Source organism: Nocardioides sp. NPDC006303 (genome assembly GCF_040613175.1).
Lineage (GTDB): Bacteria > Actinomycetota > Actinomycetes > Propionibacteriales > Nocardioidaceae > Nocardioides.
The window spans coordinates 83,751-100,930 of the sequence record NZ_JBEXRR010000010.1; the positions used below are offsets into that span (position 1 = coordinate 83,751).

The 17,180-nt window shown below is 64.8% G+C and carries 17 protein-coding genes; 12 read left to right on the plus strand and 5 right to left on the minus strand.

Going from position 1 to position 17,180, the window contains the following annotated elements; all coding sequences use genetic code 11:
* The first annotated feature begins 223 nt into the window (after positions 1-223).
* Entirely contained in the window at positions 224-916 is a 693-nt protein-coding gene (locus ABZY89_RS10655) for a helix-turn-helix domain-containing protein (RefSeq protein ID WP_355226949.1), read from the plus strand.
* A gap of 93 nt (positions 917-1,009) precedes the next feature.
* Here ABZY89_RS10655 and ABZY89_RS10660 read toward each other — a convergent pair whose 3' ends face one another.
* Complete coding sequence (locus tag ABZY89_RS10660) at positions 1,010-1,345, minus strand: very short patch repair endonuclease (protein WP_355226951.1); 336 nt, start codon at positions 1,343-1,345, stop codon at positions 1,010-1,012.
* A gap of 52 nt (positions 1,346-1,397) precedes the next feature.
* Between ABZY89_RS10660 and ABZY89_RS10665 the strand changes: the two genes are divergently transcribed.
* Entirely contained in the window at positions 1,398-2,261 is an 864-nt protein-coding gene (locus ABZY89_RS10665; RefSeq protein ID WP_355226953.1) for an HNH endonuclease, read from the plus strand.
* Here the strand turns inward: ABZY89_RS10665 and dcm are convergent.
* Positions 2,169-3,659, minus strand: coding sequence for a DNA (cytosine-5-)-methyltransferase (gene dcm / locus ABZY89_RS10670; protein ID WP_355226955.1), 1,491 nt, complete (start codon positions 3,657-3,659; stop codon positions 2,169-2,171). The two genes, ABZY89_RS10665 and dcm, sit on opposite strands and share 93 nt — an antisense overlap.
* Before the next feature lie 243 nt (positions 3,660-3,902).
* On the opposite strand from dcm, the gene ABZY89_RS10675 reads away from it, so the two are divergent.
* The 7 genes from ABZY89_RS10675 to ABZY89_RS10705 all read left to right on the plus strand — a co-directional run bounded on the left by ABZY89_RS10675 (position 3,903) and on the right by ABZY89_RS10705 (position 13,449).
* Positions 3,903-6,716 carry a Z1 domain-containing protein gene (locus ABZY89_RS10675; protein WP_355226956.1) on the plus strand — a complete coding sequence of 938 codons (2,814 nt, stop codon included), beginning with the start codon at positions 3,903-3,905 and terminating at the stop codon, positions 6,714-6,716.
* On the plus strand, positions 6,716-7,819 hold the full coding sequence (locus tag ABZY89_RS10680; RefSeq protein ID WP_355226958.1) for a hypothetical protein: 1,104 nt from the start codon (positions 6,716-6,718) through the stop codon (positions 7,817-7,819). Before ABZY89_RS10675 ends, ABZY89_RS10680 begins: the two co-directional genes overlap by 1 nt.
* Positions 7,816-8,685, plus strand: coding sequence for a hypothetical protein (locus ABZY89_RS10685; protein ID WP_355226959.1), 870 nt, complete (start codon positions 7,816-7,818; stop codon positions 8,683-8,685). Before ABZY89_RS10680 ends, ABZY89_RS10685 begins: the two co-directional genes overlap by 4 nt.
* Positions 8,682-8,969 (plus strand): hypothetical protein, encoded by a 288-nt coding sequence (locus tag ABZY89_RS10690; protein WP_355226961.1) that lies wholly within the window; start codon positions 8,682-8,684, stop codon positions 8,967-8,969. The genes ABZY89_RS10685 and ABZY89_RS10690 overlap by 4 nt, the downstream gene beginning before the upstream one ends.
* Positions 8,970-9,785: 816 nt before the next feature.
* Complete coding sequence (locus ABZY89_RS10695; protein WP_355226962.1) at positions 9,786-10,808, plus strand: LacI family DNA-binding transcriptional regulator; 1,023 nt, start codon at positions 9,786-9,788, stop codon at positions 10,806-10,808.
* Between the two features lie 254 nt (positions 10,809-11,062).
* Entirely contained in the window at positions 11,063-12,598 is a 1,536-nt protein-coding gene (locus ABZY89_RS10700) for an alpha-N-arabinofuranosidase (protein ID WP_355226963.1), read from the plus strand.
* 53 nt (positions 12,599-12,651) lie between these two features.
* The gene (locus ABZY89_RS10705) at positions 12,652-13,449 is read left to right on the plus strand and encodes a helix-turn-helix transcriptional regulator (RefSeq protein WP_355226965.1); all 798 of its coding nucleotides are present in this window, start codon (positions 12,652-12,654) and stop codon (positions 13,447-13,449) included.
* A 118-nt stretch (positions 13,450-13,567) separates the two neighbouring features.
* Here the strand turns inward: ABZY89_RS10705 and ABZY89_RS10710 are convergent, their stop codons facing one another.
* Positions 13,568-13,810, minus strand: coding sequence for a hypothetical protein (locus ABZY89_RS10710; RefSeq protein WP_355226966.1), 243 nt, complete (start codon positions 13,808-13,810; stop codon positions 13,568-13,570).
* A gap of 45 nt (positions 13,811-13,855) precedes the next feature.
* On the opposite strand from ABZY89_RS10710, the gene ABZY89_RS10715 reads away from it, so the two are divergent.
* Positions 13,856-14,401: a hypothetical protein gene (locus ABZY89_RS10715; RefSeq protein WP_355226968.1), complete on the plus strand. Its 546-nt coding sequence runs from the start codon at positions 13,856-13,858 to the stop codon at positions 14,399-14,401.
* 9 nt (positions 14,402-14,410) lie between these two features.
* Positions 14,411-15,022, plus strand: a complete 612-nt coding sequence (locus ABZY89_RS10720; protein ID WP_355226969.1) for a nucleoside/nucleotide kinase family protein — start codon at positions 14,411-14,413, stop codon at positions 15,020-15,022.
* Between the two features lie 3 nt (positions 15,023-15,025).
* Here ABZY89_RS10720 and ABZY89_RS10725 read toward each other — a convergent pair whose 3' ends face one another.
* Positions 15,026-15,811, minus strand: a complete 786-nt coding sequence (locus tag ABZY89_RS10725) for a hypothetical protein (RefSeq protein WP_355226970.1) — start codon at positions 15,809-15,811, stop codon at positions 15,026-15,028.
* A complete protein-coding gene (locus ABZY89_RS10730) occupies positions 15,805-16,554 on the minus strand; it encodes a helix-turn-helix transcriptional regulator (protein WP_355226972.1) in 750 nt (249 codons plus the stop codon). Before ABZY89_RS10730 ends, ABZY89_RS10725 begins: the two co-directional genes overlap by 7 nt.
* A 74-nt stretch (positions 16,555-16,628) precedes the next feature.
* Between ABZY89_RS10730 and ABZY89_RS10735 the strand changes: the two genes are divergently transcribed.
* Positions 16,629-17,168, plus strand: a complete 540-nt coding sequence (locus ABZY89_RS10735; RefSeq protein ID WP_355226974.1) for a TOPRIM nucleotidyl transferase/hydrolase domain-containing protein — start codon at positions 16,629-16,631, stop codon at positions 17,166-17,168.
* The last annotated feature ends 12 nt before the right edge of the window (positions 17,169-17,180 follow it).

Here is a 17,180-nt window from a genome sequence, read left to right on the forward strand (position 1 = left end):
TCCGCGCACCCATCCCGCAGCCACCGATGCGAGACCGCGGCGCAGAAACTTGCATCCAGATACAAGATCTCGACTTAACAATGTCCAATTCCGCAGGTCAAGCGCCTGTTGGGCGCCGGACCCAGAAAGTTGCCGTTCCGCGTGGGAGCCTGACCGGCTTGCTCCAGCACACTGGTCAGGTCAAGCCGCGGTACTCGTGCCGCGCCAGAACCCGGAGATCGAGATGTCAGCAACCATGACCCGCACCGGCAGGCCCGGAGGGCCCGGGCGTCCTCGCCACACCGGCCAGATCGCGACAGGATCGGCGCGCGAGGACATCCTCGACCACGCCGCGCGTCTGTTCACGAGTCGCGGTTACGCAGGCACCTCCACTCGAGACATCGCTGAGGCCGTCGGCATTCGACAGTCCTCGCTCTACTACCACTTCGCGGACAAGGGCGACATCCTCAGCGAATTGCTGGACCAGACCATCCGCCCGACGATCGACAAGGTCGAGGAGATCGAACAGCTCGCCGCGGAGCACGGCTGGGCAACCGTGTTGTACGTCCTCGTCCTTGTCGACGTACACACCCTTGCCATCGCTCCCCACAACGCAGGCATGCTCCCAAGGCTGCCCGACGTGACCAGGCAGCCCCTGTTCGAGCACTCCAAGGCCGTACGACGGGAACTCATCGACGCCTACGACCGGATCGCCTCACGCCTGATCGACCACAGGCGCCACCACGACCTCCGCCTGGGCAACGTCCTGCTCCAGCTCGTCGAGGTCGTCATCAGCATCCGCCGTACCGGCGACACCCTCACCGACACCAAACGCCACGCCATCGCAGCCTCCGCACTTCGCATCTGTGACGCACCCGAAGAACAGATCTGGATAGCCGCCCTCACCGCGGAGCGCTTGGTCGGCCGGTTCACCTAGTCTCCCGGCCGGGCCGCTCCGATGGTGGCGGTCAGGCCGGGCGAACCATCTTGGCTTCGGAGTATTGATCGAGACACAACGTCACGTGGACCGTCAGCGTTGGATAACTCGCGTGACCGAGGCGATCGGGTCATCGCGTATCTCATGCTCCCACAGCCGGATGACAGTCCAACCAAGTCCCTCCGCCAGCGCCGTAGCACGTGCGTCGCGCTGTGCATTGCGCTGCATCTTCTCGGCCCAAAGCTCGGCGTTTGGGCCGGTCCATGGTGTTTTGCGTCCGTGCTCGGGACATGAATGCCAGAAACATCCATCAACGAAGACTGCGGGTCGGCGGCCTGGTAGCACGATGTCTGGTGTACATCCGCGGGCCAGTTGGCGGTGCAGGCGGAACCGAACGCCGGCAGCGTGGAGGGCGCGCCGCAGGAGCATCTCGGGTTCAGTGCTCGTCTTCTTCCGCCCTGTCAGATGCGAGGATCTCTCTGTGCTGACCCAGTTCGCGCTCGGCACTGTTACGCGCGTCCATCTGCGGCAGGGGCGGTGCTTCTTCTACGCTCGGACAGTGGCACGCACCTATGGTAAGGAATTTCCGGAGCGCCCGCTGATGGGTGTGATCTCAGACCTGATGGGCATTGAGCACTTCACGACGTCCCCCGGGAGCACTGTCCGACGCGACTTTCTCGTGGCTGTCGGTGAAGGGCTGGGAGTCTCGGCCGAGACACTTCAGGCGCTACCGACAAAGGATGACGTTCTAAGTGCCGTTGTTGAAGCGGCGACTCGCGCTCCGATGGACCCGGGTCTGCTCTCACCCGGCGCCACGGTGACGAACGAAGCCCTCCAGACAATCGTCGATGGGATTATGAAGCACGGTGCCGAGGGGCGTCCCGACGTTCCCCAAGTCGAAGGCAGGCCGCTTGCCGATGGTGACTCCCTGGAGTTCGACCTCGCAGATCTGAACGACGAGCGTGACCGACGACTGATGAAGATCGCGGCCAACGAGGGCCAGGACCACTTCCGCTCTGCGCTGCTTGACGCGTATGGCGAGCAGTGCGCGATCACAGGCTGCGAAGCCGTAGAGGCGCTAGCAGCGACACACATCTATCCGCACGCCGGGCCCGCCGCGAACAGCGTGACCAACGGCCTCCTCCTGAGGCTCGACGTGTGTCAGCTCTACAACCGAGGTGCCATATCGGTGCATGAGACGACACATGACGTTCTCGTCAAGCCCCATCTGATGGTGACTCAGTACGCCGACCTAGCCGAGCAGCGGCTCCGGGTGCCGGAAAGCCCCGTCCACCATCCCTCGACTGCCGCTCTCCGGTCCCACCGAGAGTGGGCTGGAGTGTAGGGGCCGATTCTTGAGCAGAGCGTCGGGGTCGTCGCCAGCGTCGATCACGGCTTCAACCACGTTCGGCGCCGTCTCGGCGATCTCGTCTTGGTGCTCGAGGACGTACTTACGGAACGCATAGAAGACAGCCCCGACGTTAACCCCATTCCCCATCTGCTTGTACGACGCGGCGTCTGGTTGCTCGTACACGGTTCCGTCGGGTCCCTCATGCTTGAACTCGAACCAGTCGGGAAGGCCTTGGAGTCGAGCTGCTTCGCGTGGCGTGATACGTCGTGACTTCCCGATGATCGACGTCTGAGTGATTGCCACCAAGGCGGGCACGTACGTTGGCTGCTTGACGCGCACGCCCGACGGTCGGAAGTGCATGATGGTGTCGTCCAAAGGGCGCGGATCCTGGGCTTGCCACTCAAACTTTCGCCGGGACGGCGGGAAGTCGGCGATGCCGGGGAGCCAGGGATCGATCACGTCGCGATGGCGCTCGTAGAACATCGCGTTCTTCCTGAGGAAGTCCCTCTTCCACTTCGGGATAGGTGTCTCATCGAGATCCGCCCTGTCGATCATTGCCTCGGCCTCCTCGACCGACCGGAAGTGATCTGCCCAGATCGGGAAACCTGGGAGACGCTCACCTGGGCCAAGGCGCTCTGCAACCTCAAGGAGGAGGCGTTCCCACTCATTGATGATCTTGACCTCGTCACGCGACAGCGAGTACCGGTCGAGGTGCTCGATCTCGTCTTCCGCCTGAAGGGGGAGGTGCTTGCGCAGGTCCCAAGACTGGGGGTCCCACTTGCCCACGGGCTGCGCCGTCACGATCGGATCATCGAGGTCCTTCGGAGCGCCCGCTTTAACTTTGTGGGCGAGGATGAATACTCGTTCCCGTACCTGGGGCCTACCTCCAAGGTCCGGCGGCAGGAGGTGGGGCGAGAAGATGGCAGGTCGAGATGCGACCCGATAGCCAAGTGTGCGCAGCGTCCTGACGATCGTTGCCCACGTGTCGCGATGGTTGGGCCCAGCTAGGTTGCGGACGTTCTCAAGGAAGATAACCGACGGCTGATGCTCCTCAAGGATGCGCGCGATGTTCCAGAAGAGGGTGCCGCGGGTCTCCTCGATGCCACGTTGGAACCCTGACTTCGAGAACGGCTGGCATGGGAAACCACCAGCGAGCACATCTGTGGGAGGCACCGCGATGCGGCCTTCGGTGAGCGGGACGATGTCGCCGTGCACTCGCTTCTGACGGTCGTCCTGGCTGCCTGTTCGCAGCGGCCGGCACCAGTTGTAGTCGTACACGGCAGTTGCGTTGCGATCGATCTCGCTCGCGAACCACATCTCACCACCCATCGCACCAAACGCGGCGTGGAAGCCCCCGATGCCAGCGAACAGGTCAGCGAAAGAGAAGGCCACGCGCTGATGGTAACCACACTAGGACTCGGACAACGAGGTGGCGCGCCGTCGAACACGAGCTCGATCCGCCGCGCGTTGCTCGGGGCGCACAGCCGCATATCTCGGAGAGCGACAGAAAATGTCGGACCTCCTCACTATCGTAGTGGCGTCGAACACATAGGCGGTCCGTGGTCACCGTCCCGCCGATGTTGGCCACAGGTTCCAATTGAACCTGAGCCACTACCCACCAGAGAGGACCTGAGGATGAACGCCGAGCGCGACCGCGAGATCTTGCGGCTGCGCGAAGAGGGCCTTGGCCTTGAAGAGATCGGTGAGCGGTTCGGGATCACACGCGAGCGGGCGCGACAGATCATCAACAGCCAAGGTGGCGTGAACCTGGCAGTGGTTCGCGATGCTCGACGAACGCGGCAGGTGGCTGCCGACGACGCGCTCCGTCGTCGTCTGATGGGCATCGTTGCTACGGGACTCGTTCGGTCTCTCGCAGATCTGGCTGTACTTCTTGATGTCGATGAAGCAACCGTGCGGCGGGTGGGTGGTCCTGACCTTGCGGCGTACTTGGGAACAACTCGGCAGGGCGTTGTGCGCTGGTCGGCGGCCGACGTCACAGCGGCACTTCAGACGGCTGCTACTTACGATTGGCCGCTTGCGCGCGGTGCGTACCAGCAACTCGTCGACCTTGGAGAGATCCACGGTCCGAGCGTGGCGCGAATTGACCAACTCTACGGATGGGCAAGCGCCTGCCGGATGGCCGGTGTAGAGAGCCCCCGACGAATTGAGAGAGACTACCAGTCGCAGTGGACTGATGATGATATTTGGCACTACGCGAGGGCTTACATCGAAGCTGTCGGACCGAGGGCGGCCTTCCATGGCTTCGACGACTGGCGGCGCACGAACGCACCGGCAGCGCCCTCAAGCGCTTTACTCCGAAGTCGTCTTGGAAAGTGGAATGATGTCCGCCGGACGGTACTGATCGAGGGAGGGGCGATGGCCCAGGATGCTGTCTCGGGTTTGGAAGCGCGGCGTCTGAATGACCAGTTGGCCGAGAAGATGGACGACGAGAGTCGGCTGAGGGTCTGGAGGTCCGTGCTATCTATCCTCGAACACGGACCTCAGCGCGCTGGGGCTGGCGGGGAGACGGGGCTCGCGCTTGGTTACGTTCAGTCGGGCAAGACAACATCGATCACGGCCTTGATCGCGACGGCCGCCGATCAGGGCTACAAGATCATTGTGGCCATGCTTGGCGGAACGAACCTCTTGCTTGACCAGAACAAGGAACGACTTGAGGCCTCGCTTGGCACCCAGACGAGGAAGGACTACCGGTGGGTCACGGAGGCCAACCCGTCGGGAGTTGCGGCGGCGAAGCGCATCACCGACCGGATAGCCGGAGGACGGACTGTTCTCGTCCCGGTCCTGAAGCACGCTGGTCGTCTCAACGCACTCGCCGCTGTGCTCAACGCAGTAGAAGACATTGAGAATGTTCCCGTTCTCATCATCGATGACGAGGCCGACCAGGCATCGCTTAACACGAGCACCGAGGCAGAGAGCAAGACGTACGAGTCGATCCGCATCCTTCGCAGCAGGGTGCCGCGGCACCTTTACGTCCAGTACACGGCCACGCCGTATGCGCCTCTGATGCTTGACGCGGACGATCTCTTGAGCCCGAACTTTGTCGAGTTCCTCGAGCCAGGGAACGGTTACACTGGGGGACGCGAGTTTTTCGTTGAGTTTGCTGATCAGGTCATCCGAGATGTGCCGTTGCTTGACGAGCAAGCTAATAAGACGCCTCCATTAGAACTGCAACGCAGCCTCGTCGCAGCACTCGGTTCCTTCGTTGCCGGTGCCGCGATCCTTACCGATCTGCAACCCGGTGCGGCACCTGTGAGCATGCTTGTGCATTCGACCCAGCGGAACGATGTTCAAGAGCGATACCGCTTCCTGACCGAGCGGGCGCTGAAGAAGTGGCGCTCGGCCGCTGACAAGGCTGCCACCGTCGATGACCTTCCCATCGAGATCCAGAAGGAGCGGGTTGCCCTCACCGAACGCGGCGCTCCTGATCTGGAGGACTCTCGCTTCATGGAGCAAGTTCGATGGGTCTTGCGTGAGACATCGCTCTGGCTTGTCAACTCGACGAGTGCTCTAAAGAAGGTTGAGTGGAACGTCACTCCGGTCCACATCTTGATAGGGGGCAACAAGCTTGACCGCGGGTTCACGGTCGAAGGTTTGACCGTTACCTACATGAACCGCCCTCCGAGCTCGCAGGTCGACACCTTGGAGCAACGGGCACGGGCATTCGGCTACCGCCGCGACCAACTCCCTTTCTGCCAGTTCTTCGCGACCAAGCGCACAGTTCGGTCACTTCGAGACATAGTCTTTACCGAGTATGACCTGAGGGCTCAGCTTCGTGACCATGTCGAGTCTGGAGGGACGGTCCACTCGTGGGCGCGTGAGGTCGGGCTTCTTCTTCCAGAGGGTATGAAGCCGACGAGAGACGCTGTCGTTTCGCAGTTGTCTTACAGCGGACAAGGCTGGTATTCGATTCGCCTTCCGCGCCTTGACGGTGAGGCCCTCGCCGCGAACCGGGCGATCGTCGAGAACCTTGGATTGTTCGACGCCCCGTTGGCGGATTACGGCCGTATCTCGCTCCGCACCGTCGACCTCAGTATTCGGGATGTGAGTGAGTTGGTGAACAACTGGGTTGCAGATGAGTACGGTCCGTCATGGCGACTTCGGGAAGTCTCGGAGTCGTTGGAACGTCACCCCAACCAGGACGAGAAGGTGCCCGTCATCCTCATGGACGACTCTGGCAACGTTCGCCAACGCAAGTGGGACATCGAGACAGGGTTCGTCAACCTGTTCCAGGGTCGCGACAACCACCTCGGCCAAGGTACGGGCCCGGCGTACCCCGGCGACCGACAGATCGGTGGCATCGATCTCGATCCCAGTTCCGTTGTCGTCCAAGTTCACAGAGTCGCACGCCGCGACGACCCGACAACCGAGATCCTCACACTTGCGGTTCACCTCGGGGACCGCCAGATTGTACGAAAGGAAAGCCGCTGATGACGGCCGACAACCAGACTGGGGTCCGAACGGGACTCAACGTGCAGGTCCCGGTCTCTGCCCTTCTGCTTGACCCGTACAACCCCAGGCTCCCGGAGTCGCTCAGGGGAGGAGATCAGGCCGACCTCGCAGTCGTGCTGGAGATGGGCTTCGACGCATTCGCCGTCGCCCAGTCGATCGCCGATAACGGCTACTTCGCTGCCGAGCCTCTCATTGGTGTGCCTGCCGACGAGCCGGGAAAGTACATCGTCGTTGAAGGGAACCGGCGACTGACCGCGTTGCTCGGCCTATCGCACCAGGAGATTCGCAAAGACTTCGCCGATTCGTCCAGGTGGGAGGACGTCGCTGCGAAAGCGGCGCTTTCTCCGGATGTCATCATTCCCATCGTGGTGCACGACGACCGCGCTTCAACCCACGTCGAGGTGTCCAGAGCCCATGTGGTCGGCAAGTTGCCCTGGCGCCCATACATGCAGGCCCGCTTCATCGCGGCGCGTGTTGCCGAAGGCAGAAGCATCGCTGAAGTAGCCGAGCTCATCGGCATTACCAAGAGCAAAGCTGCTGACCTCTACCGCGATCAGGCGATCGTCGCCCAGGCGGAGAGGTCCGGGCTGAACACCGGCGAAGTCGAGAAGGCGTTCTCTGTGCTCTCCGTAGCTATGAGCAACACCAAGCTCAGGGACCACATCAGCGCACCTCTCGGGTCGCGGCTCGAGCCTGGCACGGACCCGGTCCCTCAAGGGAAAGTGGGCGAGCTCAAGGAACTTATCTCGTGGGTGTTCGGTGACGAAGAGTCGGAACCTGTCATCACGGACTCCCGGCAGATGAGCGCACTTGGCAACGTCGTCTCAAGCGAGATCGGTCTCAGCGCCCTTCGGGCAGGGAAGAGCCTGGATGAGGCCAAGCAGCAGGTCCAGAGCCATGGCATGGATCCGCGTGAGAGGCTCATCAAGCGCATGACCGCGGCGACCAGCGCGCTCAGCGCGGCGGCGGACGACCTGGCTGAGAACGCCGGTGATAGTCAGGTGATCGCGCTCCTATCCGACCTTGAGGCGCTCGTCGAGTCTATGAGAAACGTCGTTGACCAGGCGGAATCGGCCGAGTGAGTATCCGCGGGCGCGAGCGCATCGCTGACTGGATCGAGACGGCCCTGCTCGTTCGGGGGAGTCGGCCGTTGGGGATTGACCCTCTCCACACGTACTTCGAGAAGATCCAGGGCCTCGAGCCTCAGCGCGTCAACATTGGCCTACGTGAGATGGATCGACGTTCACGTGTACTCGGAGGCCAGTATCCGTTCAAGATCCACGGAGAGTACGCGGTGCAGTGCGCTCACGGCGCGGCGACGTCAACATATGCAACGGTAGCTCTCATGGCGCCTGGCAATCCGGTCCGCGAGTACATCAATCCAGCGCCAGACGAAGCCATGGCGGTCATTTTCGAGAACGTCGTAGTCACCGCTGCTTCCTCGCTTTGGGGCGAACCTGGGAGAGCGCTTCGGTTTGGATGGCCGTCAGACATCGGCAGGCCTCCCGAGTTCGACTTGGCGATCGAGTGGCTAGCCGGGAAGATCGGGGTCAAAGTGGGGCAGGGCTACCGCCAGCCGCGCCGCAAGGATGGCGGAGTTGACGTCGTCGCGTGGCGGCCCTTTCCAGACCACCGCCCGGGATTTCCTGTGCTACTCGTGCAATGCACCTTGCAGGACAACCTGGTCGCCAAGGGCCTGGACATCGATACCCGTTTGTGGAGTTCGTGGCTGGCTATGGACACAGATCCAATGACTGCCCTTGCGACGCCGACTGCGCTCGCGGCCGGACCGGTATGGGACGAATTGGCTCTTAAGTACATGATCCTCGATCGATTTCGCATCGTCGGTCTGGCTGGCGTCAGCGAGGAGGACGAGATGGCTAGCGCCTGGGTGGAGTCGACGCTCGATGAACTTCGGGTGGAACTGGGAGAGATAGGGGAGTTGTGAAGGTTCAGAAGAAGGACGTCGTTGTTGAGATTGCGGTTGCGCTAGGCAAGGAGCCGCCCAAGATGTCGACGGGATCGACGGAGCCACGTGCGATTTTCGACATGGTCAACGAGGAACTGGCGTTGGGGCTGCCGACCAGCCTCACAAAGCCGCAGATTGCTCAAGCGATCGTCGAGTCGACTGGTGAGAAGTGGCTTCCGGACCACGAGTCGCGGGGTGGAACTGTGACGCTGCCAGGGCTGCAGGCAGTCCGTGAAGCCGTGAGATTCTACATCCAGGAGTAAGTCTCTTATCCACTGCCGACGGTCGATGACCGCGTGAAGGAGCCCGTAATCACAAAGCCGGCGCAAACCTCGAGTGCTCGTCCGAGGTAACCTAGATAGGATCCGGAGTGCTCTCGGGGGATATCCGGCCGGTCGGCACGTATGCGACACTCGGCCAGTGCCGCTGTCGCTGCATTGCTGCTCGGGGTCGCTCTCACTTGGGCGCAGACGCCGGCTTCGACGCTCGAACTCAGTTCGTGCAACAACACCGACGCTCCGATCCCAGCATCGCCCTACTGTGACTGCTCTCGTTGGGTGCCAAGATCAGCGACGCCGGTGCTGACGTCGATCCGTTCGAGTCACCAAATGAGGTCAGGTTGGAGTCAGTCTACGGGGCCTCGCCGCAACTGTGGACGTACGGCAACGGATGCACCGCGCAGTTCAACGGGGCTGTTCAGAAGCGGCACCGGCCTTCTTTGGCATAGCCTGGGAGGAGGACCTGGTTAGGAGGATTCGTGGCTCGTATCAGGACACTGGGTGAAGGGACGCAGAACGTTCGTTCGCACGCCTCAGAGGTTGACTGCTTCTATCAAATCGTTGAAGGACCGCGAGGCGAGCGTTTGTTGCACTTGTCGACGTTTGGTTCGGACACGCGCACGAGTGATCCGAAGAGTAGTCAGTCAATCCAGGTTGATCGGGAGATAGCGGCGCAGTTGGTGGGAGTGCTTCGAAAGGCGTTCCCGGGGCTCTGATCTCCATCGACTGAGTCCGGCGGCGGGACGAATCTGCGGCTCCGGCGGCCAACGGAAGTGCGTGCCGGTCATCTACGCTGACTCCGTGAGCAGAGGGCCGCGGCGGGCGACGGTGAAGGATGTCGCGGCGCTGGCGGGGGTGTCGCCGAAGACGGTTTCAAACGTGATGAACGGGACGGTGTTCGTACGTTCGGACACTCAGGAGAAGGTGCTGGCGGCGGTCGAGGAGCTGGGGTTCGTACCGAACCTGAGTGCCCGGAGCCTGCGCAACGGCCGGACGGGAGTGATTGCGCTCGCGCTGCCGGATCTGGCGACGGCGTTCTCGGCGGACTTGGTGCACCGGGTGGTGCAGGTGGCGCACGAGCGCGGGATGGCTGTCCAGATCGAGGAGACGGGGGCCGAGCCGAAGCGGGAGTACGACCTGGTCTCGCGGGCTCGCGAGCACCAGATCGACGGGCTGATCCTCAACCCGATCCGGCTCCAGGACAGCATCGTCGTCCACGACGATCAGCTGCCGCCGGTGGTGCTGATCGGTGAGGTCGAGCAGCACGAGGTCGACCGGGTGCTGATCGACAGCCGGCAAGCCGGGTATGAGGTGACAAAGCACCTTCTCGAGCGCGGCGCGCGACGGGTGGCGGCGCTGGGCGGGAAGGCGGGCGCGACCGGTGCGTCGGCGACCAGCATCCAGCGGCTGGAGGGCTACCACCGGGCGCTGCGGGAGCACGGGATCGAGCCTGACCCGCAGCTGGAGGTGTACGTCGAGGAGTGGTCGATGGCGGGCGGTGCCGAGGCGGCGGCCGAGTTGCTGGCCCGCGATACCGGCTTCGACGCGATCGTCGCGTTCACCGACTCGATCGCCCTCGGCGCGATGCACGTGCTTCAGGAGCACGGGATCTCGGTGCCCGGCAACGTACTGATGACCGGGTTCGACGACGTCGAGCACGCCCGGTTCATGAATCCGTCGCTGACCACCATCGCCCTGGACCGGCACGCCTTCGCCGAGGCGGCTGTCGACCTGCTGCTGACCCGGATCGGGGACCGGACGAGCCCTCCTCGCGCAGTGGCGATCCCGCACGAGCTGGTCGTCCGTGCGAGCACGACGCGGTAGCTCGGCCGAGGCGGTCTAGTGCACGGTCCAGCGGCCGTGCGCGATCCAGACGCCGACCAGGATGCCCAGCAGGTAGCCGATACCTGCGGCGATGAGCATCGTCGTACTCATCGGGAGCGTGGCCTTCGGGACTTCATGCTTCCCATTGGCACTCGTGATCGAGGCGTGGCCGGTCGGAGACGGAAGGGATCCACCGAATAGGGGAGGCGGCGACTCTTGCTAGTGTGATTACAACGATGTAATAGTTTCGTGCCATGACCCGCGCACGCATCACCATCGACCGTGACTTCACGATCGCCGACGTACCCCGACGTCTCTTCGGGTCGTTCGTCGAGCACATGGGGAGGTGCGTCTACACCGGCATCTACGAACCCGGCCATCCGACCGCCGACGACCGCGGCTACCGCAAGGACGTGCTCGAGCTCGTCCGGGAGCTGGGCCCGACGGTGGTGCGCTACCCCGGGGGAAACTTCGTCTCCGGCTACCGCTGGGAGGACGGCATCGGCCCGGTCGCGGACCGGCCGCGCCGCATCGACGGTGCCTGGCACACGATCGAGACCAACGAGTTCGGGCTGCACGAGTTCATGGGGTGGGCCCGCGAGGCCGGCGTCGAGGTGATGGAGGCGATCAACCTCGGTACGCGTGGGGTCGAGGAAGCGCGGGCGCTGGTCGAGTACGCGAACCATCCCGGTGGGACGTACTGGTCGGATCTGCGGCGGAAGAACGGGGCCGAGGAGCCCTTCGACATCAAGCTGTGGTGTCTCGGCAACGAGCTCGACGGGCCGTGGCAGATCGGCCACAAGACGGCACACGAGTACGGCCGGCTGGCCCAGGAGACGGCCAAGGCGATGAAGCTCGTCGACGACTCGATCGAGCTGGTCGCGGTCGGCTCCTCGAACCGCTACATGGAGACGTTCGGCTCGTGGGAGCACACCGTGCTGACCCACGCGTACGACGAGATCGACTACATCTCGATGCACGAGTACTACCAGGAGCGCTCCGAGGACGCCGCCTCGTTCCTCGCCGAGGCCGTCGGGATGGACGCGTTCATCGACGGCGTCGTGGCGACGATCGACGCCGTCAAGGCGGCCGGCAAGCACACCAAGCAGGTCGACATCTCCTTCGACGAGTGGAACGTCTGGTACATGGAGGGCCTCGACTCCGAGGACCAGCCGGATCAGGTGAAGAAGGAGTGGCGTGAGCATCCGCGGCTGATCGAGGACGAGTACTCGGTCACCGACGCCGTCGTCGTCGGCACCCTGCTCAACAGCCTGCTGCGCCACGGCGACCGCGTACGCATCGCCAACCAGGCGCAGCTCGTGAACGTGATCGCCCCGATCCGCTCGGAGGAGAGCGGACCGGCCTGGCGGCAGACGATCTTCTGGCCGTTCGCCCGGATGGCTTCCCTCGCTCGCGGGCAGATCTTGCGGCTCGCCGTCTCCGCCGACCAGATCCCGACCGAGAAGTTCGGCGACGTCGATGTCATCGACGCCGCCGCGACCTGGTCCGAGGCGGACGGTCGGGTCGCACTCTTCGTCGCCAACCGTGGCCTCGACGACGCCTCCGATGTAACCGTCGACCTACGCGGGCTCGGGGTCGCGCGCGTGGCGAGCGCCGAGGTGCTCACCATCCCCGAGGGCGGTGACCGGCACGCGTCCAACGTGGAGGCTGCGCCTGACCGAGTGGGGCTCGTGCCGCTTCGCGACGTCGGTGTCCAGGACAGCAGCGTGCGGCTGTCCTTGCCTCCGCTGTCATGGGCCGTGGTCGAGCTCGAGGTCGCCACGGCCTGATCTCTCGTGGCTGGTGTTGCGGATCAGCAACACCGCGGCGTAATTTGGTACGCATGGAGGGGACGCTCGCTCAGCGGCTGCGCACCGCGCGGATGATGAACGCTCTGTCAGCGCGCCAGGTCGCGGCCCTCGCGGGGGTCTCCCCGTCGACCGTGACGAGGGTCGAGTCGGGCAAGATGAACCCGACGTACGACGTGGTTCTCAAGCTTCTCGACGCGGTCGGGCTCGATGAGCGATTCGACCCGATCTCGGACCCGCTCGCGGTCGCCACCGCGCGTTGGGTCCTCGGTTTCGGCGAGGAGCCGCCGGGGGTGGACTACTGGATCAACCGATGGATCCTGACGGGGACGTTGAAGCTCGACAAGATCGGCGACGTCACAGTTCCTGATCTGCAGACATTCGCCTTCCGGGCGGGACGGGCAGCGGCGCTGGCGTGGCGTCCGAACGTGGTCAGGGTGCGTCAGGACCGCACGTGGAACGACATGGCAGACGGGATGAACCGCGCCGGCATCGAGTGGGCCGGGACCGGCGACCGGGCGGCGAACCGGCTGGTCTATTCGGCCAGCGAGGGACAGCCCACCTTTTACGTGTCCGATATCGACGAGGCGATCACGACGCTGGGGTTGGTGTTCAAGGGGGAGCGCGAATGGGGGTACCCGATCACGCTCCTGCCCTTTGACGGCTTCGGCGAAGCCGATCGTTGGCGAGATGACGACGGCTGTTGGTACGCCGCGCCATGGCAGGTGATTCTCGACTGCTATGGCGGCAGTGACCGGGTCCCTGAGCAGGCAGACCGGATCCTCGAGACGCTACCCATGACGACGGACGAAGAGGACATCGAGAGTGCCTGATGACAGTCAAAGGCCCTCGGGTTCGGCGGTTCGCCCGGTGGCCGATCGAGGCCGGTTCGCCGTGCCAATCGCGAGGCAGTGCGCCGGACGTGATGCGGAGATGGCGCCCAGCCGAGCGTCACTGTGCGTCGCGCTGGATGCGCTTGGCGCTCATCGGGAAGCGGTGACGGTCGTCGGGGCGCACGCTGTGCTGGAGCGTAGTCGCGATCTTGACGTGGTTGCCCTTGCGACGAAGGACGCTGACCTTGCGCTCACCCCTGCCCTTGTCGCAGAAGAGCCGCACCTGGACGTGGCTATGCGAGCCGCGGGGTTCAGGACCCTCGCGGAGATCGAGGCCGAGGCGCGCGAGCACGATCCTCACGTGAGGCGGCGGTACGAGGCGCAGCCGGGGCTATGGGCGACCGGGATGACCAAGGCAGGAGAGCCGGTCGGTGAGGTCGACTTGCTCGTCCCGACCTCCATCGCGGGCGGTGGCCGGCGTTCGGCGCGGGCGCTCAAACGGCACGGCAAGCAAGCCACGCGCCACACCCCAGGTCTGGAGCTCGTCGTTCTCGACCGCTCGCTGATGAAGATCGAGAACTTCGTCGACGGCACCGTCCGCGAGGCTTGGGTCGCGGGTCACGCCGGTCTGCTGTGCGCCAAGGCCTACAAGCTCGGCGAGCGGATCCGTGAGCGGGATACGAACGGCCGCAATCGGGTGCGGCCGAAGGACGCGATCGACGTCTGGCGCCTCCTCGCGACCAGCGACGGTGCCGAGGTGCGCGCGGTCTTCGATCGCCACGTCGACGACGAGCGAAGCGGTGAGGCGATCCAGGTCGGACTGGATCATCTGCGGACGATCATCGGCGACGGTCACATCCGGTCGCTCGTCGGCAGCAACCTCGTCGGGGCCGTTCCGGAAAGTGACGTCTCGCGGGTCGTTCGGAACTGGTACCTCGCGTTCCAGGGGTGATCGGTGAACGTGACTGATACAGCCCTGGCTGACCTCGCGAAACGTGTGCGAGACAAGGCGGGCGTCAGGTTCGTGCTCGGAATCGTCGGGCCTCCGGGGGCGGGGAAGTCGACGTTGGCGGAGCGGCTTCGGGACATACTCAACGAGTCCGGGAACGTCGCGGTGGTGGCGCCGATGGACGGGTTCCACCGGAGCAACGCTGAGCTGGACGCGATGGGGGCGCGGGGGCGGAAGGGGGAGCCGGACACCTTCGACGCTGAGGGGTACGTGGCCGCGTTGCGACGGGTGCGGGAGCGGCAGGGACGAGTCGAGTGGCCGACGTTCAGTCGGATCACGGACGAGCCTGTCCCCGGCGGGGTCGTGATCGAGGACGAGCCGATCGTGATCACCGAAGGCAACTACCTGCTGCTGGATGACGGTCCGTGGAAGGACGTACGCGGGCTGCTGGATGAGGTGTGGTTCGTCGATGTTCCGGACGCCGTCCTCGTGCCCAGGTTGCTCGAGCGGTTCCTCGCCGGCGGGAGGTCGCGGGAGGAGGCGGAGGCGAAGATTGCCGCCAGCGATCTGCGCAACGCCGCACTGGTGAGGGCGACGCGGGATCGGGCGGATCTGGTGCTGTAGCCGTCAGGCCTCGGAGGCCGCGCAGTCGATGAGGAAGGCCATCAGCTCGGTGGCGTCGTCGGTGGTGACGAGGGTGTCGAGGGCGTGGTCGAGCTCGAGATTCCGGACGTAGGGAACGGTGATGGCGTCGAAGCCGTTCGAGATCAGGATGCCGTTCGCCATCAGAAGAGCGGTGCGGAGGTTGCCGCCGGCGTAGAACCCGGTCCGGGCGGCGGAGCAGAAGTAGATCAGTGCCTGGAGCCGTGGGTCGCCGGTCTCGGCCAGGCGCTCCTGCAGCGTGGCGAAGCGGGCTCGGAGCAGCTCGCTGCCATTGCGGCGCAGCGTGCCTTCGCCGCGGAATCTTCCGGCGTCCGGTGTCTCGTGGCGGGCGACGATCCGGTTGAGACGGTCGGACGTCGATTTGTCGATATGGAACCTGCCGTAGCCGATCAGATCGCGGATCGTGCCGTACGCCTCGCTGAGCGCCAGCACCTGCAGTTCCTCCGCGGTTGGATGGCCACCGACGGTGACGCCATCGAGGAGGGAGCGCACCTCGGGAAGGGTGAAGCTGTTGCCCTCGAGCCTCGCGGCGTTCCAGATCAGCTCGGGCAGGCTCGCGCGGAACCGGCGCCAGGCGCGGTCGGTGTCGCTCGGCAGGATGCGGGCGGTGTCGACCTCGGTCCACCAGATGCCGGTGTCGCGCAGCTGGGCGTCGCGGTCCGCGACCTCCCGATAGGTGTCGTCCGCGGCCGGTTTGCGGGCGGCGTACGTCTCGGGGTCCGGCGCCCAGCGGGGCTGTTTTGTCACCATGTCCGGATCTCCTCGCGGGCGCGGGCCGCGGCGTCGCCGCCGACCGAGATGGCGTCGATGGCGATCTGGATCGGGGCCGCGTAGACGACCCGATCGCGCTCGAACGTGCCGAGGAACAGGTCTGGTTCGGCGGCGGTGATGACCACGGTGGACCGGTGCGGGGCGGACGCCGGGCGGAGGGTGCCGCCGGTGAGCAGCGGCCGGATCTCGCTCGGGTCCTCGCACCACAGGACCGAGATCCGGGGGATGGCCTCGTCGAAGGAGGGGAGGTCCAGGCCGGCCGCGCCGGAGACCGCCCAACGCTGGCCGGAGGCGTCGCCGGCGGACGCGAGCCGGCCGATGGTGGCCTCCCCGCTGAGCCGGATCGCATCGGCGCGGTGGAGTACGCCGGAGGCTCGTGCCGCCTCCTCGATGATCTGGACGGGGTCGCCGTCGGCCCAGGTATCGAGCCGGGCTGCCCACTCCTCGATATCGGCGTCCACCTCAGTTGGATAGTCCTCGTCGAGGATGGCTCGTGCCGCCGCGGCGGCTGCCGGGGACGCCAGCGTCGAGGTGCTCATCGTCAGGTCGAGCCCGCAGGCGGCGGTGATGTTGTGGAGGGTCGCGACCGACGGACTGACCTGGTCGTTGAGGATCCGGTGGACCGTGGACGCGGCCACGCCGGCGCGCGCAGCCACCTGCCGTGCGTTGAGCCCCGAGTGCTCGATGCACTCGGCGACGAGGCGGCCGACGTCCTGTTCCATATTTGCAACCCTATGGCGACTTGTTGCATATATGGAACAGGCGCGGCGGCGTACGTTCTTCTATCGTGTGCGCCATGACGCGACCGATCACGCTGCTTGTCGAGGGCGAGTCCGACAAGGCTCTGGTGGAGGCGCTCGCTCCGCGCTACGGGGTGGAGCTCGCCGAGCTCGGGATCGAGGTCGTCTCCATGGGCGGCGCCGGGAACGCTGGACGGTTCATCCGGGAGACGACGGCGGCGGGGCATCGGGTCGGCGGACTCTACGACGAGGCCGAGGAGCACTTCGTCACCAATGCGCTCGGCCGGCAGCTCGGGGAGGACCTCTCCGGGCAGGGGTTCTTCGCGTGCCGACGCGACCTCGAGGACGAGATGATCCGGGCGATCGGGGCGGCGCGGATCGTCGAGATCCTCGAGGCCAACGGCGAGGGCGGAAAATTCCGTACGCTGCAGAACCAGCCCGAGCACCGCGGTGAGGAGGTCGCCGACCAGCTGCACCGCTTCTTCGGTACCGCGTCCGGACGCAAGATCCGCTACGGCGCCATCCTCGGCGAGGCCGTCGAGCTCGAGTCGATCCCGGACCCGCTCATCGGGCTGCTGACCTGGTGCTGGGGCTGACGCTGACGCCGG

What these genes read in the sequence shown, in the direction of transcription:
- ABZY89_RS10715 (WP_355226968.1), top strand. Translation starts at nt 13,856, where the DNA reads ATGACCAAGGCAGGAGAGCCGGTCGGTGAGGTCGACTTGCTCGTCCCG.
- ABZY89_RS10655 (WP_355226949.1), top strand. Translation starts at nt 224, where the DNA reads ATGTCAGCAACCATGACCCGCACCGGCAGGCCCGGAGGGCCCGGGCGT.
- ABZY89_RS10725 (WP_355226970.1), bottom strand. Translation starts at nt 15,811, where the DNA reads ATGGTGACAAAACAGCCCCGCTGGGCGCCGGACCCCGAGACGTACGCC.
- ABZY89_RS10700 (WP_355226963.1), top strand. Translation starts at nt 11,063, where the DNA reads ATGACCCGCGCACGCATCACCATCGACCGTGACTTCACGATCGCCGAC.
- ABZY89_RS10735 (WP_355226974.1), top strand. Translation starts at nt 16,629, where the DNA reads ATGACGCGACCGATCACGCTGCTTGTCGAGGGCGAGTCCGACAAGGCT.
- ABZY89_RS10680 (WP_355226958.1), top strand. Translation starts at nt 6,716, where the DNA reads ATGACGGCCGACAACCAGACTGGGGTCCGAACGGGACTCAACGTGCAG.
- ABZY89_RS10730 (WP_355226972.1), bottom strand. Translation starts at nt 16,554, where the DNA reads ATGGAACAGGACGTCGGCCGCCTCGTCGCCGAGTGCATCGAGCACTCG.
- ABZY89_RS10675 (WP_355226956.1), top strand. Translation starts at nt 3,903, where the DNA reads ATGAACGCCGAGCGCGACCGCGAGATCTTGCGGCTGCGCGAAGAGGGC.
- ABZY89_RS10660 (WP_355226951.1), bottom strand. Translation starts at nt 1,345, where the DNA reads ATGCTCCTGCGGCGCGCCCTCCACGCTGCCGGCGTTCGGTTCCGCCTG.
- ABZY89_RS10705 (WP_355226965.1), top strand. Translation starts at nt 12,652, where the DNA reads ATGGAGGGGACGCTCGCTCAGCGGCTGCGCACCGCGCGGATGATGAAC.